The sequence below is a fragment of the Glycomyces sambucus genome, assembly GCF_900102815.1.
Lineage (GTDB): Bacteria > Actinomycetota > Actinomycetes > Mycobacteriales > Micromonosporaceae > Glycomyces > Glycomyces sambucus.
The window spans coordinates 34,738-51,362 of the sequence record NZ_FNGF01000006.1; the positions used below are offsets into that span (position 1 = coordinate 34,738).

The window sequence follows — 16,625 nt, forward strand, 5'->3', positions numbered from 1 at the left end:
CAGCGTTTCGGACGAATCGGCGCTATCGAAGCGCTTCGGCCATGGCGCTGAGCCAGCGGTCGGTCGCACGGGTCTGGATCGCCTGCGCGACCGGGCGGGCGAGGCGACTGGCAACGGTACCCGGGACGGAGAAGGACCGCACGGTGAAGCGAGTGCGGTCACCGAGGGGTTCGAGGAGGAACGCGGCCTCGCCGCGCTCGGGGTGGCCGGGCAGGGACCCGTAGCCGAAGCCGACCAGCCCGGGGGTCTCCTCGGCCCACACGACCTGGCAGGGGATGCGCATGACGCCGGCGAAGCGGAGGGCGACCTCGACCCCGGCGGCGGCGCGGGGCGCGGTGGGCTCGGGGCGCAGGCCGCAGCGTTCGTGGAGGCCCCAGGTCATGAGGATCTCGGCGGGGCGGTCGAGGGGCGCGTCGAGGACGGTCTCGCGTTCGAGGTGGCGGTAGCCGGCGGGGAGGTCGCGGGTGCGGGTGGCGCCGATCTCGGGGTAGGTGACCTTCAGGTCCACGGGGGCTCCGTCCGGGGGTTGGGGGCTTCGAAGAGGACGTGGTCGCGCAGGCGGCCGGTGGCGAGGGAGTAGCAAGGGGAAAGTCCGATGCGACGGAACCCGTTGCGGGACAGCACTTTCTGCGAGGCGAGGTTGTCGGGCAGAGTCTCGGCGCGGAGCTGGTCGAGGCCGAGTTCGCCGAACGCGATGTACTTCGCGAGGCGCACCGCCTCGGTGGCGATGCCGCGGCCGCACTCGGCGACGGCCACCCAGTAGCCGACGCTGCACGTGCGCAGGTACGGGCCCTGGACGATGGTGTTGAGCAGGAGGCCGCCGACGGCGCGGCCGCGTTCGAGGATGACGTAGGAGCGGCCGGTGCCCGCGGCGGTGCGGGCCAGAGCGGCGGCGATGGCCTCGCGGACGCCGGAGAGCGTGTAGGTGGCGTCGTCCTCGTCGGGCTCCCAGCGGGCGAGGTGGTCGCGGCTGGCGCCGCGGAGCGCGGCGAGGTCCGCGGCGTCGGCCGGCGCGACGGGCCGGAGCGCGATCGCGGGCGGGGCGGGGATCTGGTCGAGCATGGTTCCCCCTTCGGTCGGTGCCGACCGGTCGAGCGTAGTCCCTCGGGCGGGCCGGCCGCCCGACCTTCGGAGGGGGCGGGGCGACTTCGGTATCGGATCGGGGCGGAAGGGTTGGCCGGGCGGCGCGCATTGGCTAGGTTCGGCGCATGCAGGGTGAGCGGCGCGGGGCGCGCGGGTGGGCGGCGGACGCGGCGCTGTTCGCGTTCGGCGTGTTCGCGTGGCTGTACCTGAGCGCGGACCGGATGCGGCTGGGGCTGCCCTCGCCGCCGTGGCTGTTCGAGCTGGACCAGCTCGCGGGGGTGCTCGCGCTGGGGCTCTTGTGGCTGCGGCGGCGGTGGCCGACGCAGGCGGCGGCCGTGGCGGCGGGCCTGTCGTCGTTCTCGGAGACGTCGGCGTTCCCGCTGCTGGTGCTGCTGTTCACGGTGGTGGTGCGGCGGCCGCTGCGGACGGCGGCGTGGGTGTTCGGCGGGGCGATGGCCGCCGCGGTGGTGTACTCGGTGATCCGGCCGCAGGAACTGGGCGTCCTGGGGAACCTGGCGTTCGCGGTGGTGCTGTACGGCGGGGTCGCGGGCTGGGGCATGTTCACGCGGTACCGGCGGGCGCTGCGGGCGCGGGCGGCCGAGCAGGAGCAGGGCGAGCGCGAGCGGGCGCGCCAGCGCGCCCGCGAGGAGCTGGCGCGGGAGCTGCACGACCTGCTGGGGCACCGGTTGTCGCTGCTGAGCCTGCACGCGGGCGCGATGGAGTACCGGACCGACCTGACGCCGCGGGAGCTGGCGGGCGCGGCGGGCGTGGTGCGGGAGCAGTCGCACCTGGCGATGCGGGACCTGCGGGAGGTGATCGCGGTGCTGCGGGCCCCGATCGGGGAGCTGCCGCAGCCGTCCGTGGCGGATCTGCGGGCGCTGGTGGAGGAGGCGCGGCCGGGGTCGGAGATCGCGTTCGAGGTCGCGTTCGACCCGGAGGCGGCGGGCGAGGCGCCGGAGCGGTCGGGGCGCACGGCGTACCGGATCGTGCAGGAGGCGTTGACGAACGCGCGCCGGCACGCCGAGGGCGCGGCGGTCGCGGTGACGGTGTCGGGCGGGCCGGGCGACGGACTCGAGGTCGCGGTCGTGAACGGGCCGGGCCGGGACTCCGGCGCGGGTTCGGGGCACGGCCTCATCGGGCTGGAGGAGCGCACGGCGCTCGCGGGCGGGCGGCTCGACTACGGGCCGACCGGGGACGGCGGCTGGAGGGTGCGGGCGTGGCTACCCTGGACGGCATGAGCGAGCGTGTGAGGGTCCTGGTCGTGGACGACGACCCGCTGGTGCGGGCGGGCCTGCGGATGATCCTCGGCGGCGCGGCCGATGTGGAGGTCGTCGGCGAGGCGGGCTCGGGCGTGGAGGTGCCGGCGCTGGTGGCGGAGCTCGGTCCGGACGTGGTGCTCATGGACCTGCACATGCCGGTGGTGGACGGGCTGACGGCGACCGAGCGGCTGCGGAAGGTTCCGGGCGCGCCGGAGGTGCTGGTGCTCACCGCGTTCGAGGCCGACGGGCACGTGCAGCGGGCGCTGCGGGCGGGCGCGGGCGGGTTCCTGCTCAAGGACACGCCTCCGGCGCAGATCGTGGCGGCGGTGCGGCGGGTGGCGGCCGGGGAGCCGGTGCTGTCGCCGGAGGTGACGCGGCGCCTCATCGGCATCGCGGTCGGCGGCGGCGACGACCGCCGCGCACCGGCGCGAGAGCGCCTGCGGGCCTTGAACCCTCGGGAGACGGAGGTCGCGGCCGAGGTGGGCCGGGGCCGCTCCAACGCCGAGATCGCCGCGACCTTGCACCTGAGCATCCCCACGGTGAAGACCCACGTCTCGGCGGCCCTCGCGAAGCTCGGCCTGAACAACCGGGTGCAGCTCGCCCTACTGGTCAACGACGCCGGCCTCGTGAGCTGACTTCGGGCGGGCTACTGACCGAAGCCACCGGACTCGTGAGCCGCCCACACAACGCTTCGACCGCCACCGCCACCGCCACCGCCACCGCCACCGCCACCGCCACCGCCACCGCCACCGCCACCGCCACCGCCACCGCCACCGCCACCGCCACCGCCACCGCCACCGCCACCGCCACCGCCACCGCCACCGCCACCGCCACCGCCACCGCCACCGCCACGATTGTGAGCCGATCTCACTCCTGCTGCAATGTCGGACCCTTGGGGCAGGGTTGCGACGGGGGGCCCGTGGTGACTGTAATACATCACATGTCACACAGCACCGTTGTCCGAAGTGTTCCGACGGGCCCCGGCGCGGGCGGGCGGACCGGAGGTCGATCGCCGCGCGCGCACTGACACAATGCTGGCACCGACCCTCCCTCACCAGACGGAAGCCCCATGACCGACACCGACGCACTGCGCAAGCGCCTCAACGAGATCCGATGGCAGCTCCGGGGCGAGGCCCGCCTGGCCGCCCTGGAGGAGCACCTGGCGGCCGTCGAGGCCGACGGGGACGCCCCGCTGCTGAACGCGACCCTCACCGCCCTGGTGGACTGCTACGAGTACTCGACCGACTCCACGCGGCTGCTCGTCCCGTACGCGCGGCTCCTCCGCAACCTCGACACGGCTCCCGAGCACTTCGACGATCAACTGCTGCGGTCGGTGTACTGGCAGTTCAAGTGGATCGTGTACAAGCTCCGCGACCACCCGGACGTGCCGCTTGACTCCATTGAGGACGCGCTGACGCAGTTCCGCGAGCGCTACTCGGAGGCCGGCCACTCGCTGCACCCGTACTACGAGGCCGAGCACTGGTTCGCGCACTACATCGGCGACCGGGAGCGCGCCGACCGCGCCGCCGCGCAGGTCCGCGCGACCGAGCCCGACTCCATGAGCGACTGCGAGGCCTGCCGCGTCAACGACATCGGCGACATGGCCGCGTGTGCCGGGGACGACGAGGCCGCCGTCGCGGCCTGGCGCCCCCTCCTCGACGGGCGCCTGCGCTGCGCCCACGAGCCGCACAACACCCTCGCCGACTCGCTCCTGCCGCTCGCCCGGCTCGGCCGCCTCGACGAGGCCCGCGCGAACCACCACCACGGCTACCGGATCAGCCGCGACAAGGACGACATGCTCGGCTACATCGCCCGGCACCTGCGGTTCTGCGCGCTCACCGGCAACGAGGCCCGCGCGATCGAGATCCTCGCGGCCGACCGCCGCGCCTACGAGCTGCCGCTGAGCCCCGACACGCGCCAGGAATGGCTCGAAGGCGTCCAGACCCTCGCCGCGGCCCTGCGCGCCCGCGGCATGGGCGACGCCCTCCTCGCCGGGCCCGGTGAGCGTGACTGGACCGCCGACGACCTGCACGAATGGGCCGACACCGAGCGCCGCGAGCTGTGCGAGCGGTACGACCGCCGCAACGGCACCACCGTCCACTCCGAACGGTCGCGCGAGCTGGTCGAGCCCGACCGGAGGTATCCGCACGTCCCGCTGGGGCTCAAGGCGATGCCGCTCATCGAGACGGCACCCGAACCCGTGGAGGCCGAGCCGGGCGACCGGTCCCTTGAGGACGCGCTCGCGCACGCCCGCGAGGGCATCGAGGACGCCGCCGACGACCGCGCCGAGCGGTGGCTGGAAGTCGGCCGCATCGCCGAAGCGCTCGGCGCCGAACTCGACCCCGCCGACGAGGCCGAGATGCTGCTCGCCAAGGCCGAGCCCAAGACCGCCCTCGAAGCGGCGCAGGACCTCGCGGCCATCGCCGCGACCCTCTTCGCCGAGGCCGGGCTCCCCGGCCGCGCGCTGCTGTGCCGGATCGCCAAGGCCGCCTGGGGGATGCGCGCCGAGCCCGCCGCGTTCGGGCCGCTCGCGCCCGGGTTCCTCGCCGAAGCCGACGCGCTCACCGCCGCCGCGCCCGCCGACGCCGCCCGCGCGCGGGCGCAGGTCCTCATGGCGCAGTTGCAGTCCGGGCTCATGCTCGGCGAGCGGCCCGGCGACGACCTCGCCGCCGCGTTCGCCGAGGCCGACGCCGGCCTCGCCGTCATCCCCGGGCACCGCCGCGCCGCGCTCGCGCGGACGCAGCTCGCGATGATGCTCCCCGAGTTCGAGACCGAGGCCGAAGGCCGGATCACCGCCCTGGGCAAGGCGTTCGGGCTCGCCACCGACGGCGGGTTCCGCTACGAGACGTTCATCAGCGCCTTCCAGTACGGCTCGATGCTCAACCAGGCCGGGCGCCTCGGCGAAGCCCTCGCGGTCGCCGAGACCGGCATCGCCGCGGTCAAGCACGACTACCCGCCGTTCCCGGTCGCCGCGCTCCACCTGACGGCCGCCGAGTGCTCGATCAACCTCGGCGACGCCCGCGCCGCCGAGCGGCACGCCGTCCAGGCCGCCCACTGGTACGACCGCGCGGGCGAGACCGGCTGCGCGGGCGTGGCCCGCCACCTCCTCGGCAAGTCGCTCGCGATGCAGCAGCGCGGCGAGGAGGCGGTCGTCATCCTCGAAGCGGCCCTTGCGGACCTGGCCGAGATGCACGAGGACGAGCACTGGCGCCTGGTCGACTCCCGGTACCTGCTCGCCGAGAACTACCAGCGGACCTTCGACGCCCAGGTCGGGCTCACCCACGTCCTGGAGGGCCTGCGGCTCATGGACGAGGGCCTCCCCCACCCCAACCCCGCGTTCTACGCCCAGTCCGCGCACCTCGCGGGCGAGCTGCTGGAGCGCACCGGCGAGGCGAAGTCCGCAGTGGACGCCTACGGGCGCTCCGCCGCCGCGTGGCGCGGTCTCGGCTCGCTCTCGGCCGCCGCCAACCCGATCCGCGCGGCCCTGTGGGCGCGCCTGCGCACCGACGGCGCCGACACCGAGGCCGCGGTCGCCGAGATGGGCGCGCTCGCAACGGAACTCGAAGCGTCGTGGCGCAACCCCGACCACCCCGAGGACTACCGGGACGCGTGCCGCCGCGAGTACGCCAAGACCCTCGCCCAGGAGTCGCGGATGCGCGGCGACGACGAGGAGTCCGAAGAGGCGTGGGCGCGGCGCGCCCTGACCTCCGGGGAGGCGGTGCTCGCCGTGGCCGAGGACGGCGAGTTCCTGGTCGAGATCGGCGTCCAGACCGCGCACAACATGATCGCGGCATACGAGGAGCTCGGCGACCTCGACGCCGCGGGGACCCTCGTCGACCGCATCACCGCCCGCCTCGACCCCGAGGCCCACGACGGCCCCCGCAGGGCCCTCGCCGGCCACTTGGAGGACGCCCGGGAGCGCGCGGCGGACGACGCGACCGAAGCCGAAGCGGGCGAGGACGACGCGACCGAGGGCGGGTCGGCCGAAGGCGAAGCGGCGGCCGACGCCTCTGCTGAAGGCCAAGCGACCGAACGGGACTGAGCCCGGTCGGCCGCGCCCGAACCCGTGCGCGTCCGTCCGGGCCCCGGCTCACCCCTGGCGGCGCTCGATGAGCTCCAGCAGCTTCGTCACCAGGTCGACCAGCGCGGCGAACGGGCTCACCAGCCGCTCGATCGCCTTGAGCTTGCTGCGGACCCGCCCGGGGGGCTTGGCCTCCTCAAGGGACTCTTCGAGGTCGTCGAGGTTGTCGCTGATGACCTCGTAGCGCTCGCCCACGTTGTCGCGCAGCTCCTCCAGGCGCTCGCGCAGCTCCTCGACGAGTTCGAGCATCTGCTCCACCAGCACCTCGTCGGCGTGCGCGCGGTTGACGAACACCGTGCCCCGCGACTGCTCCCCGATCGCCCCCACGGTGGCGGAGGCGCCGGTCCCGATCGCGCCGGTCTGGACGCTGCCGTGGAACCGGTATCCGGTGGTCTGGTCGTCGTTCTGCTTGTCGCCCATCACTTTCCCTTCTTGACGGTGCCGCGGCTGCCCTTGCCGACCGCGCCGACGTTCGCGGAGGCGCCCGCACCCGCCGCCCCGGTGTTGAGCTGCCCGTAGTTGATGACCCCGTTGTTGACGATGGCGCTCGCGCGCTCCTCCAGCTCCCCGGTGTCCACATTGACCTCGTGGAGGTAGTTCACGAGCGCGTCGAGGATCTGGCGCTCCATGATCTCGATGTACTTGACGGCGTCGCGGAACTGGAAGTAGTTCTGCTCGACCTCGTCGGTGCCGATCTCGCGGACGCCGATCACGGCGCCGTGGTCCTCGGGCTCGCCGCGCCTGCCGGTGCGGCTCGCACCCGCGCGGCCGATGTTGCGGATCGTGTCGAAGGGGCTGCGGGCCAGTTCGATCGGCATGAGCGCGAGCCCGCGCAGGAACCCGAGGAACACCGCCGCCCCCGGGGAGGCCGACCCGCGCCCGAACACGTGGTAGCGCTCGGGGGTGGGCGGCAGGATGCAGCTGGAGAACTCGACGTACAGGGTCTCCCCCTGGAGTGCGGCGTGCACGAACACGGTGGTGACGAGCTCGCCGTCCCAGGCGTCGACCTCGCACCGCAGGTAGTGGCGCACCGGGGTGGTGGGGTCGCGTTGGACGTGCTCCACCGACTGGAACTGCGGGTACCCGACCGAGGGCAGCTCGCTGGGGTACGAGATCGGCTTGTCGATGTCCCGTCCCGAGACGTAGACCTGGTCCTCCAGGGTGAGGTTCGGCAGCCGCTTGGTGATCGCGGTGTCGTGCGCGAGCTTGGCCATCCACTCCCTGATGAAGTCGTCGAGGCCGATCGGGTCGATGGCCATCGGCGAGGGCCCGCCCTCGCCGTCGCGGTCGGCCGGGTAGAGCGTCAGCGCGAACTGCCACGTCGTGACGTCCTGGCCGGAGCCGACGAAGGGCGAGCGCGAGGCGTGGTAGTTGACGACGGGCGCGCGCTGCGCCATGCCGATGAACGCCGCCCGGGAGGTGGGCGGGCGCTGCGGCTCCGGTTCGCCGGGGATGCGCACCAGGGCCCGCCGGCGCACGACGCCGAAGGTGGTGGTGACGGCGGCGAAGACGATGAGCCACACCACGACCGACGCCAGGCCCGGCGTGCCGTCGTTCAGGTACACGGCGCAGTTGCCGTACATGTCGTACTCGACGCACTCGCCGGGCTGCGGGCCCAGGAACTGCTCGAACAGGTCCCCGGACTCGGGCGAGACCATGCCGGTGCCGAGGAGGTAGGAGTACAGGAAGACGGGGACCGCCACGGCGATCGCGGCGATGCCGGCCTGGCGCGCGGTGCGCTTGCGCCGCGCTTCGGGGCTGCGGTCCCGCTGGTGGGGCGGCGGCGTGAACCCCCGGTCGACCATGAGGACCGGCAGGCCGATGAGCGCCCACAGGACCAGGGCGACCACGAGCGCGACGAGGTTCGTCGTCCCGGCGCAGAGGGCGATCACGAGCAGGCCGGCGAGCAGGGCCTGCTGGGCGGTGTCGATGGTGCGGGCCTTGAGCACGTGGCGGAGGATGGGCGCCGCGTCGGTGCCCGGGTTGGGGGCGATGGCGCGGTCCTCGCGCCGGTACACCTCGTCGATGACCCGGTCGCGGAACTCGCGGTCGAGGTAGGCGGCGGCGCACAGGTGCTTGGTGGCGTCGTTCTTGAACGTCCGCGGCGGCGGCTGGGGCGGCGGGGGTGCGAGCGCGGGCGCGCTCATCGGTTCGGTCACGGGGATCGGCCTCCTGCGTCAGGCGAGCTGGTCGCGGTCTTGGAAGTAGATGCGGCCCTTGGCGTTCGGTCCCATTGCTCCGATGGCAGCCCGGGCGCCGTCGCCGAGGGCCCCGATGTAGGTGCCGCCGGGGCGGGCCGGGGGGCGGGCCGGACCGGGGGCGGTGTGCTCGATGAGGGCCAGCGCGAACGCGGCGGCGTTGCGGGCGGCGCGCGGCTGGTCGCGGAGGTCGTCGGCCTTGTTCTTGCCGTCGACGAGGTCGGAGACGCCGCGGACGACCATGGCCTCGACGCCGCTGCGGCGGGCGGCGGCGGCCATGGCGCCGTGGCTCTCGGTGTCGAGGGCCTGGGCGTCGCCGCTGTGGAGGGCGATGAGGCGGGCAGTCTCGGAGCGGCGTCCGGTGACGACTTTGGCGCCGGAGGCGATGGGGCGGTGGAAGACGCGGGGGGCGTCGGTGCCGAGGCGGCGGGCCCACTCGCCCTTCTCGGCGAGGAGCATGGCGAGCTGGTGGAGGGCGAAGGAGGTGGGGAGGGCGTCGGGGCGCGGGAGGCGGCCGTGGTCGGTGTCCTCGCCGGACTCGTAGCCGTAGACCTTGGTGGCGGCGACGACGTCGCCGACGGCGGCGTCGCGCAGGCCCCCGGCGACGCCGCAGAGGACGAGGAGTCTGGGGTTCCAGGTGGCGAGGGCGTGCTCGGCGGCGGCCGCGGCGCGCTCGTTGCCGCGCCCGCCCATGGCGAGGACGAGGTTCCAGGTGCCTTGGCGCCCTTCGAGTTCGAGGGTGCGGTAGGCGGTGCCGTCGCGTTCGTGGTCGGTGATGGCGCTGCCGCGCAGGAGGTCGAGGAGGGCGGCGCGTTCGATGTCGATGGGGGTGAACAGGACTGCGGTTGCGGGAGGGTTCATGGGTGTCTCCGGAGTCGTTCGGCCGCGGGTCCGCCCGCGGGATGCGTTTCGGCGGGCGACTGGCGCTCACACCTGCTCGGGAGTTATTGTTTTGACAACAACAAGGCGAGCGTAAGCCGCCCGGGAATTATTGTCAAGTCATCAATAAGGAGGACACCGTGGTCGACGATCCGGCTCCGACCAGCTATGTTGCGGCGGACATCGTGATCCTGACGATCAGTGGCGGCGAGTTCCGCGTCCTCCTCATCGAGCGCGGCAAGGCGCCCTTCGCGGGGCGGCTCGCGCTCCCCGGCGGGTTCCTGGAGGACGACGAGACCGTGGACGACGCCGCGGCGCGGGAGCTGTTCGAGGAGACCGGGTTCGCGGTCGGGGAGTCGCTGCTGGAGCGGGTCGGGGTGTACTCGGAGCCGGACCGGGACCCGCGGAGGCGCGTCGTCAGCGTCGCCTACGCCGCGCTCGTGCCCGGGCCGCCGCCGACCCGCGCGGGCGGCGACGCGGCCGAGACGGCCTGGCTGCCGGTCGACGAGGCCCTGAAGGAGCCCCTGGCGTTCGACCACTCGCGGATCCTCGGGGACGCGGTGGCCCACGCGCGCCGGCACCTGGAGTACACGACCGCGGCGACCGCGTTCTGCCCCAAGGAGTTCACGATCGCCGAGCTGCGGCGGGTCTACGAGATCGTCTGGCGCACGAGCCTGGACCCGGGGAACTTCCACCGCAAGGTCACGCGCATCGAGGGGTTCCTGGTGCCGACGGAGGAGACCACGACGCGCAACGGCGGGCGGCCCGCGGCGCTGTACACGGCGGGGCCGCTCAAGTGGCTGCCGCTGCCGCTCTCGCCGGCGCACTGAGCGCGGCGGGGCACCGGCCGCGAGGCCCGTCGCTCCCGCGAGCACGAGGCGGGCGGGGGGCTACTTGCGCGGCAGGGTCTCGGCGAAGGCGATGCCGCGTTCGATCCACTCGCGGAGTTCGACGTCGGAGGCGCAGATGTCGTCGCCGAGCCTGATCCAGCCGGTGACGGTGCGCCCGCCCATGACCATGGGCCCGGCGCCGGGCTCGGCGAGCAGGTCGGCGTAGTCGTCCTTGCCGACGCGGACCATCGCCCCGCCGGCCCCGAGCGCGGCGGCGGCCATGTTGCCGTGGACCATCCAGCCCAGCCCGCCGAACATCTTCCGCTCGAACACGTAGGGACGGTTGTCGAACGCGTCCCTGATCCTGTCGGCCAGCCCCTCGTCGTACGCCATGCCCCCATCGTGCCAGCAGGGTCCGACAATCCCGTCCGACAATCCCGTCCGGCAGCCGGGCCCGGTCAGGCGCGCGGCGCGGTGCGGAAGCGGTTGCGGTACTCGGTCGGGGCCGTGCCGAGCTGGCGCCGGAACGCCCGGATGAGGGTGTCGACGGTGTTGAAGCCGCACGCGGTCGCGATGCGGTCGAGGGTGTCGTCGCCGCCTTCGAGGCGGTGGCGCGCGGCCTCGACCCGGGCGGCCTCCACGTACGCGGCCGGGGTGCGCCCGAGCTCGGCCTTGAAGACGCGGGTGAGCTGGCGCTCGCTCAGGTGCGCGAGGCGGGCGAGGTCGCCGATGCCGAGCGGGTCGGTGAGGTGCCCGGCGATGTGGTGGCGCAGCTCCTCGACCCGGCGGGTGGTCGAGACCGGTTCGAGCGGGACGCTGAACTGGCTCTGCCCGCTCGGTCGCTTGAGGTACATGACGAGCTGCCGGGCCACGCGCAGCGCCGCGGCCTCCCCGTGGTCCTCGGCGACCAGCGCGAGCGTGAGGTCGAGGCACGCGGTGATGCCCGCCCCGGTCCACACGTGCCCGTCGCGGATGAAGATCGGGTCGGCGTCGACCGCGACGGCCGGGTGCTCGGCGGCGAGCTGGCCCGCGGTGGACCAGTGGGTGGTGGCGCGGCGGCCGTCGAGCAGGCCGGCCTCGGCGAGGATGTGCGCACCGACGCAGACCGAGGCGACCCGGGTCGCGTTGCGCGCCAAGGTCTTCACGTGCGCGACCACCTCCGGGTCGGTGACGGCGCGGACCCGGCCGCCGGGCGCGGCCTCGACGCGTCCGGGGACCAGGAGCGTGTCGATCCGCTCCCCCGCCAGCGCGTCCAGGGTGGTGTCGGGCAGGACGCGGACCCCGGCGAACGTGGTCACGGGCGCCGCGCCCGGCGCCGCGAGCACGACCCGGTAGCCCGCGGCCTCGCCGAGGTCGCGTTCGAGCAGGGCGAAGACCTCGGGCGGGCCGGTGACGTCGAGGAGGTCGACCCCGTCGAAGAGCACGATGACGACGAGGCGTTCGGGACGGTCCATGGCCGCGACCCTAGCCGCGGATGTCGGTATCTGCAAGTCAGGCGACATTGCGGACACACCCGGGCGGTCGTAGCGTGGAGCCCGGGCCGCCGCGGGGCGGCCGGAACCTTGAGGAGGAACCCATGGGCGCCAGCACGTTGCGCGAGATCATCGGCCTGGACCAGGCCCCGGCGGCGCTGTCCGACGCGACGCTGATCCTGGTGGACTACCAGAACACGTACACGCGGGGCGTGATGGAGCTGGAGGGCTGGGAGCCCGCGCTCGACGCGGCGGCGGACCTGCTCGCGCGGGCCCGCGAGGCCGGGGCGCACGTCGTGCACGTGGTGAACGACGGCGGTCCCGGGCCGTACGACTACAGCGCGGAGATCGGGCAGATCCACCCGAGGGTCGCGCCGGTCGACGGCGAGGACGTGGTGGTGAAGTCGGTGCCCGACGCGTTCGTGGGCACCGGGCTGGGCGGGGTCGTCGACGCCGCCGGGCACGGGGACGTGGTGGTGGCGGGGTTCATGACCCACATGTGCGTCCAGTTCACGGCCCAGGGCGCGTTCCTGCGCGGGAACCGCCCGACGGTGGTCGCCGACGCGTGCGCGACCCGGCCGCTGGGCTCGGCGGTGGGCGAGACGAGCGCGGCGGCCCTGCACGGGGCGGCGCTCGCGACGATCGCGGACCTGTACGGGGTGGTCGTGCGGGGTGCGGGCGACCTGGGCTGAGTCGCGGCCCGGGTGGACAGTCGCGGCTCGGACGCTGGGCCGGGACGCGTCGCGCCCGGCCGGTGGGCCGGGCGCGAGGGTCAGGGCCGCTGGCTGATGCGGACGAGGTTGCCGGCGGGGTCGCGGAACGCGCAGTCGCGCACGCCGTGCGGCTGGTCGACGGGTTCCCAGGCGAGTTCGGCGCCCGCGTCCCGCAGGCGGGCGAAGACGGCGTCGAGGTCGGCCGTGGCGAGGGTGACGGCCGCGTACGTGCCCTTGGCCATCATCTCGGCGATCATGCGGCGCTCGGCCGCGGTGACGCCGGGGGCGGCGCCCGGGGGCTCCAGGACGAGGGACGTCCCGGGGCTCCCCGGCAGCGCGAGGGTGATCCAGCGCCCGCCCGCGTCGCCCTCGTCGGAGCGGACCGCGAAGCCGAGGGCGTCGCGGTAGAAGGCGAGCGAGGCGTCGGGGTCGGTGTGCGGCAGGGTCGCGGAGTGGAGCACGAGGTCCATCAGGCCCCGGTGCCCTCCCAGGCGAAGCCGTCGGGGTCGGTGAAGGACCCGCCGGAGCCGCCGATGGCGATGCGGTGCGAGCCCGAGCCCTCGGTGTCGACGAACGCGGTCTTCTTGAACGCCTTGCGCGGGTAGAGGGCCAGCTTCACGGCGCCCTTCTCGGTCGCGAACTCGGTGTACTTGCCGCCGTAGCTCTTCGCCACCTCCAGGCCGTTGTCCTCGTAGAACTTCTTGCTGGCCTTCATGTCGGTGGTGCCCATGAGGAGGACGACCTCGTCGTACTCCTTGGCGGCGGGCCCGGTGTCCTTCTTGGAGGAGGACACGAGCTTCATGACCACGCCGTCGGGGGTGCGCAGGACGCCGCCGTAGCCCCAGAAGGACTTGACGGGGGCCTTGACGACCTCGGCGCCGGCTTCGACGGCCGCGTTGAAGAGCAGGTCCACGTTCGCGGGCTGGGAGGCGATGAGGTCGAGCGTGAAGCCGCGGAAGCCGCTCGTGGGCTCCTCGGAGGCGCGGAACTTCAGCGGGAGTTCCGGACCGAACGCAGTGGTGTAGAAGTCCTCGGCGGCCTGCGCGTCGGCGGCCTCGACGGTGATGTCTTCGATGTAGGTCATGCTTACAGGCTATTTCCGGGGCGGGCCCCGGCGCTTCTCGATTCGTGATCGCTTCGGCGCCCGCCCCGGACCGGGCGGTCAGGAGGTGACGCGGAAGGTCGCGTCGGCGCGCTCGGTGGCGGTCGAGACCGGGTCGAGGCGCAGCAGGTAGTTGTAGTGGCGGATGTAGCGGGTCGGGTGGTTGTACGAGGTGAACGAGCTCCACGAGGCGTCGGCGAGCCCGGAGACGCGGTTGAAGGTGGCGTCGCCGTTGAACTGCGAGGTGCCGTCGCGCGGGGCGAGCACGAAGTCGTAGTCGACGTGCCGCAGGAAGTACCCGGGGTAGTTGACCGACTCGAAGGAGACGGCGCTGGAGGACGCGAGGCCGGGCACGAGGCGGAACTGGGCGTCGGCGCCGGGGCTGACGCCGGCGTCGATGCGCACGTCGAGGTTCGCGTGGCGCACGTACCGGTCCTGGAAGTTGTAGGACTGGAGGCGGTTCCAGACCGGGGACTGGTAGCGGCCCAGGACCCGGTTCTCCTCGGCCTGGGTGAGGTTGAGGACGTAGCCGTGGCGCTTCAGGTTCGCGCCGAGGCTGTAGCCGGAGGTGGTGCGGTAGCCGGAGACGGCGGCGGGGTTGGTGGTGAGGACGGGCATGTAGCCGCGGCCGGTGGCGTACTGGTCGAGCCACAGCGCCCATTCGGTGCGGTCGTTGAACTTCTGCCACATGGGGCCTTCGACGCCGCCGCCGGTGAGGTTCGCGAGGTCGCCGAGGCGGGTCCAGGTGCCGGTGAGGGAGTTGCTGCCCTCGATGACGATCTGGCTGGTCTTGGAGGCGCGGTAGTAGCGGTAGCCGCCGGTGCTGCCGGCCGCTTCGACGATCTGGGTGTCGATGAGCCCTTCGCTGCCGGCGAGGTTGATGTACGCGGTGGGGGTGGTGATCGAGCGGAAGTCGGTGGTGCGCGCCGACCAGATGCGGTGCTTCCTGATCCCGCCGACGGTGGAGTTGGTGGCCCAGTAGAGCAGGAAGTTCCCGGCCCCGGCGTCCCAGATGGCCTCGGGGGCCCAGGCGTTGCCGGCGTCGCCGATCGAGTTCGCGACCCCGAGGAGCCAGGGCGCGGACCAGTTGACGAGGTCGGTGGACTCCCACACGACGAGGTTGCGGCTGCCGCGGTTGGCGGCGTCGTCCCAGGAGGTGCCCGAGCCGATGCGCAGGTCGGTGGCGACGATCCAGTACCGGTTCCCGGCCGGGTTGCGCACGATGACGGGGTCGCGCACGCCCTGGGTGCCGATCGGGCTGCGGAGCACGATCTGGCCGCGGTTGAGGTCGGTCCAGTTGAGGCCGTTGTCGCTGTGGGCGAGGTAGATCTGCTCGCCGCCGGTGCCCTCCCCGATGAAGTGGGCCATGAGGTAGCCGGTGTAGGTGGTCTGGGCCGCCGCGACGTCCGGGAACGCGGCGACGAGCGGCGCGGCGGCGGCCGCGGTGAACAGTCCGCGGCGACTGAGGCGCGCGGAAGGGGATGCTGGCATGGGCCACTCCAATAGGGGTCAGGCAGCCGGAACAGGTGATGTGAAGGCTAACATCAACACATTGAGACAGTCAACATCTTCGATTTCGTGCGCTTGGAGGAAGTTGGCGACGGCCGTCGGCGGATTCGGGGTCCGCGACCGCGCGGAACCGGCTGTAGGGGCGGTCTCGAACCCGCAACCTACTGTTTACAAGACAGTCGGCCTGCCGTTCGAGCCCGCGTACCGGGCCGGGGTCGTCCCCACGACGCGTTTGAAGTGCCGCGTCAGGTGCGACTGGTCGTAGAACCCGGTCGCCGCGGCGACCGCGTGGACGGGCCGCCCGGCGAGCAGGAGCCGCCGGGCGCGGTCGACGCGGCGCGTGACCAGGTACTGGTGCGGGGCGATCCCGAACTCGCTCCCGAAGGCCCGCACCAGGTGCGCCGGGTGGGCGTGGAGCTCGGCCGCGGCCTCGCGCAGGCTCACCCCAGGGCCGATGCGGCGGTCGAGCAGGTCGCGCATCGCGTGCGCCAGGCGCCGGTCGCGCACCGGCTCGGGGACCGGGTCGCGGCGGCGCAGGTGCCTGCGGAGCCGGTCGGCGACCAGCTCCACGCGGCTCTCGGCCTCCAGCTCGTCCCCCGGCCGCACCAGCGACTCGTGCAGCAGGTGGACCTGGCCCCGCAGCGCGGCGTCGGCGATCTCGGGGCCGTCGACCGCGCGGCCGATGAGGGCGTCGTCCAGAAGCGTGCCGTCGAGGTAGAGGACCCGCTTGCGGAACCCGTGCGGCGTCGCGGACTGGCCGTCGTGCGGGACCTGCGGCGGCAGCAGCGTCACCAGGCTCCGGAGTGCGCCGTGCTCGTGGCGGTCCAGGTCGTAGCGGACGGCGCCCTCGTCGATGAGGAGCAAGGTCCACGTGTCGTGGACGTGCATGGGGTAGGCGTGGTCGGTGAAGCGGGCGTGGAACGCCTCGGCGACCCCGCCCACGGCCGGTCGCCACGCCTTGACCTCGGACACCACGTTTAGAACGTACAAGACTCCGGGCCGCGCCGGTTCGTAGCGTTGCCCGCATGGATCACGAAGCACCAGTCCGGTTCGACACCAAGATCGCCGTCCTGCTCCGCGCCGACCTCGCCGTCTGGCAGCGCCTCAACGTCACGGCGTTCCTGGTCAGCGGCCTCGGCACGGCCGAGCCGGAGGTCATGGGCGAGCCCTACGAGGACGCGGCGGGGAACGCCTACCTGCCGATGTTCCGCCAGCCCGTCATGGTCCTGGAGGCCGGCGGGGAGCAGCTGGCCGCCTCGCACGCGAAGGCGCTCTCGCGCGGACTCCGCCTGTCGCTGTTCACGACCGAGCTGTTCACCACCGGGAACGACCGGGACAACCGCGCCGCGGTCCGCGCGGCCGACAAGCTCGACCTCGCCGGGATCGGCGTCTACGGACCGAAGAACGCGGTCGACCGGGTCGTCAAGGGCGCGCGGATGCATCCCTGAGCCGGGGTGGGAGGCGTCCGCGCGCCCGCGGAACGTGCGGCGCCGGTCCCG

18 protein-coding genes are annotated in these 16,625 nt (G+C 73.5%); 6 read left to right on the forward strand and 12 right to left on the reverse strand.

Translation table 11 applies throughout. The annotated features are described in order from the left end of the window. Positions 1-22 precede the first annotated feature (22 nt). Both BLS99_RS18005 and BLS99_RS18010 read right to left on the reverse strand, forming a co-directional pair. Positions 23-508, reverse strand: a complete 486-nt coding sequence (locus BLS99_RS18005; RefSeq protein ID WP_091052837.1) for a DUF1990 domain-containing protein — start codon at positions 506-508, stop codon at positions 23-25. Next, a complete protein-coding gene (locus BLS99_RS18010; protein WP_091052838.1) occupies positions 499-1,062 on the reverse strand; it encodes a GNAT family N-acetyltransferase in 564 nt (187 codons plus the stop codon). The genes BLS99_RS18005 and BLS99_RS18010 overlap by 10 nt, the downstream gene beginning before the upstream one ends. Before the next feature lie 146 nt (positions 1,063-1,208). On the opposite strand from BLS99_RS18010, the gene BLS99_RS27475 reads away from it, so the two are divergent. Beyond that, positions 1,209-2,321: a sensor histidine kinase gene (locus BLS99_RS27475; RefSeq protein ID WP_091052839.1), complete on the forward strand. Its 1,113-nt coding sequence runs from the start codon at positions 1,209-1,211 to the stop codon at positions 2,319-2,321. Then, complete coding sequence (locus BLS99_RS18020; RefSeq protein WP_091052840.1) at positions 2,318-2,977, forward strand: response regulator transcription factor; 660 nt, start codon at positions 2,318-2,320, stop codon at positions 2,975-2,977. Before BLS99_RS27475 ends, BLS99_RS18020 begins: the two co-directional genes overlap by 4 nt. Here BLS99_RS18020 and BLS99_RS18025 read toward each other — a convergent pair. Continuing rightward, positions 2,952-3,188: a hypothetical protein gene (locus BLS99_RS18025; protein ID WP_176953424.1), complete on the reverse strand. Its 237-nt coding sequence runs from the start codon at positions 3,186-3,188 to the stop codon at positions 2,952-2,954. The genes BLS99_RS18020 and BLS99_RS18025 overlap by 26 nt on opposite strands. 223 nt (positions 3,189-3,411) lie before the next feature. Between BLS99_RS18025 and BLS99_RS18030 the strand changes: the two genes are divergently transcribed. Further along, positions 3,412-6,384: a hypothetical protein gene (locus BLS99_RS18030; protein WP_091052842.1), complete on the forward strand. Its 2,973-nt coding sequence runs from the start codon at positions 3,412-3,414 to the stop codon at positions 6,382-6,384. Between the two features lie 48 nt (positions 6,385-6,432). Here BLS99_RS18030 and BLS99_RS18035 read toward each other — a convergent pair whose 3' ends face one another. From BLS99_RS18035 to BLS99_RS18045, 3 genes are read right to left on the reverse strand one after another with little or no spacing between them, the layout of a single operon-like run. Further along, a complete protein-coding gene (locus BLS99_RS18035; protein WP_091052843.1) occupies positions 6,433-6,843 on the reverse strand; it encodes a hypothetical protein in 411 nt (136 codons plus the stop codon). Beyond that, positions 6,843-8,582 carry a hypothetical protein gene (locus tag BLS99_RS18040; protein WP_091052844.1) on the reverse strand — a complete coding sequence of 580 codons (1,740 nt, stop codon included), beginning with the start codon at positions 8,580-8,582 and terminating at the stop codon, positions 6,843-6,845. Before BLS99_RS18040 ends, BLS99_RS18035 begins: the two co-directional genes overlap by 1 nt. An 18-nt stretch (positions 8,583-8,600) precedes the next feature. Then, entirely contained in the window at positions 8,601-9,482 is an 882-nt protein-coding gene (locus BLS99_RS18045) for a 5'-methylthioadenosine/S-adenosylhomocysteine nucleosidase family protein (RefSeq protein ID WP_091052845.1), read from the reverse strand. Between the two features lie 158 nt (positions 9,483-9,640). On the opposite strand from BLS99_RS18045, the gene BLS99_RS18050 reads away from it, so the two are divergent. Further along, positions 9,641-10,330, forward strand: a complete 690-nt coding sequence (locus tag BLS99_RS18050) for an NUDIX hydrolase (RefSeq protein ID WP_091052846.1) — start codon at positions 9,641-9,643, stop codon at positions 10,328-10,330. Between the two features lie 60 nt (positions 10,331-10,390). Here the strand turns inward: BLS99_RS18050 and BLS99_RS18055 are convergent, their stop codons facing one another. Then, entirely contained in the window at positions 10,391-10,723 is a 333-nt protein-coding gene (locus BLS99_RS18055) for a TfoX/Sxy family protein (RefSeq protein WP_091052847.1), read from the reverse strand. Positions 10,724-10,788: 65 nt separating this feature from the next. After that, positions 10,789-11,784, reverse strand: coding sequence for a GlxA family transcriptional regulator (locus BLS99_RS18060; protein ID WP_091052848.1), 996 nt, complete (start codon positions 11,782-11,784; stop codon positions 10,789-10,791). Positions 11,785-11,906: 122 nt separating this feature from the next. Between BLS99_RS18060 and BLS99_RS18065 the strand changes: the two genes are divergently transcribed. Further along, positions 11,907-12,494, forward strand: coding sequence for an isochorismatase family protein (locus BLS99_RS18065; protein ID WP_091052849.1), 588 nt, complete (start codon positions 11,907-11,909; stop codon positions 12,492-12,494). Between the two features lie 80 nt (positions 12,495-12,574). Here BLS99_RS18065 and BLS99_RS18070 read toward each other — a convergent pair whose 3' ends face one another. The 4 genes from BLS99_RS18070 to BLS99_RS18085 all read right to left on the reverse strand — a co-directional run bounded on the left by BLS99_RS18070 (position 12,575) and on the right by BLS99_RS18085 (position 16,101). Further along, positions 12,575-12,985, reverse strand: a complete 411-nt coding sequence (locus BLS99_RS18070; protein ID WP_091052850.1) for a VOC family protein — start codon at positions 12,983-12,985, stop codon at positions 12,575-12,577. After that, complete coding sequence (locus tag BLS99_RS18075) at positions 12,985-13,599, reverse strand: VOC family protein (RefSeq protein ID WP_091052851.1); 615 nt, start codon at positions 13,597-13,599, stop codon at positions 12,985-12,987. Before BLS99_RS18075 ends, BLS99_RS18070 begins: the two co-directional genes overlap by 1 nt. Before the next feature lie 78 nt (positions 13,600-13,677). Continuing rightward, positions 13,678-15,108, reverse strand: a complete 1,431-nt coding sequence (locus BLS99_RS18080) for a glycoside hydrolase family 43 protein (protein WP_091052852.1) — start codon at positions 15,106-15,108, stop codon at positions 13,678-13,680. A gap of 186 nt (positions 15,109-15,294) precedes the next feature. Further along, entirely contained in the window at positions 15,295-16,101 is an 807-nt protein-coding gene (locus BLS99_RS18085; protein ID WP_245712299.1) for a helix-turn-helix transcriptional regulator, read from the reverse strand. Between the two features lie 50 nt (positions 16,102-16,151). On the opposite strand from BLS99_RS18085, the gene BLS99_RS18090 reads away from it, so the two are divergent. Then, complete coding sequence (locus tag BLS99_RS18090; RefSeq protein ID WP_091052854.1) at positions 16,152-16,574, forward strand: DUF2000 domain-containing protein; 423 nt, start codon at positions 16,152-16,154, stop codon at positions 16,572-16,574. Positions 16,575-16,625: the final 51 nt, after the last annotated feature.

What these genes read in the sequence shown, in the direction of transcription:
- BLS99_RS18010 (WP_091052838.1), bottom strand. Translation starts at nt 1,062, where the DNA reads ATGCTCGACCAGATCCCCGCCCCGCCCGCGATCGCGCTCCGGCCCGTC.
- BLS99_RS27475 (WP_091052839.1), top strand. Translation starts at nt 1,209, where the DNA reads ATGCAGGGTGAGCGGCGCGGGGCGCGCGGGTGGGCGGCGGACGCGGCG.
- BLS99_RS18020 (WP_091052840.1), top strand. Translation starts at nt 2,318, where the DNA reads ATGAGCGAGCGTGTGAGGGTCCTGGTCGTGGACGACGACCCGCTGGTG.
- BLS99_RS18030 (WP_091052842.1), top strand. Translation starts at nt 3,412, where the DNA reads ATGACCGACACCGACGCACTGCGCAAGCGCCTCAACGAGATCCGATGG.
- BLS99_RS18035 (WP_091052843.1), bottom strand. Translation starts at nt 6,843, where the DNA reads ATGGGCGACAAGCAGAACGACGACCAGACCACCGGATACCGGTTCCAC.
- BLS99_RS18045 (WP_091052845.1), bottom strand. Translation starts at nt 9,482, where the DNA reads ATGAACCCTCCCGCAACCGCAGTCCTGTTCACCCCCATCGACATCGAA.
- BLS99_RS18055 (WP_091052847.1), bottom strand. Translation starts at nt 10,723, where the DNA reads ATGGCGTACGACGAGGGGCTGGCCGACAGGATCAGGGACGCGTTCGAC.
- BLS99_RS18060 (WP_091052848.1), bottom strand. Translation starts at nt 11,784, where the DNA reads ATGGACCGTCCCGAACGCCTCGTCGTCATCGTGCTCTTCGACGGGGTC.
- BLS99_RS18065 (WP_091052849.1), top strand. Translation starts at nt 11,907, where the DNA reads ATGGGCGCCAGCACGTTGCGCGAGATCATCGGCCTGGACCAGGCCCCG.
- BLS99_RS18070 (WP_091052850.1), bottom strand. Translation starts at nt 12,985, where the DNA reads ATGGACCTCGTGCTCCACTCCGCGACCCTGCCGCACACCGACCCCGAC.
- BLS99_RS18075 (WP_091052851.1), bottom strand. Translation starts at nt 13,599, where the DNA reads ATGACCTACATCGAAGACATCACCGTCGAGGCCGCCGACGCGCAGGCC.
- BLS99_RS18080 (WP_091052852.1), bottom strand. Translation starts at nt 15,108, where the DNA reads ATGCCAGCATCCCCTTCCGCGCGCCTCAGTCGCCGCGGACTGTTCACC.
- BLS99_RS18090 (WP_091052854.1), top strand. Translation starts at nt 16,152, where the DNA reads ATGGATCACGAAGCACCAGTCCGGTTCGACACCAAGATCGCCGTCCTG.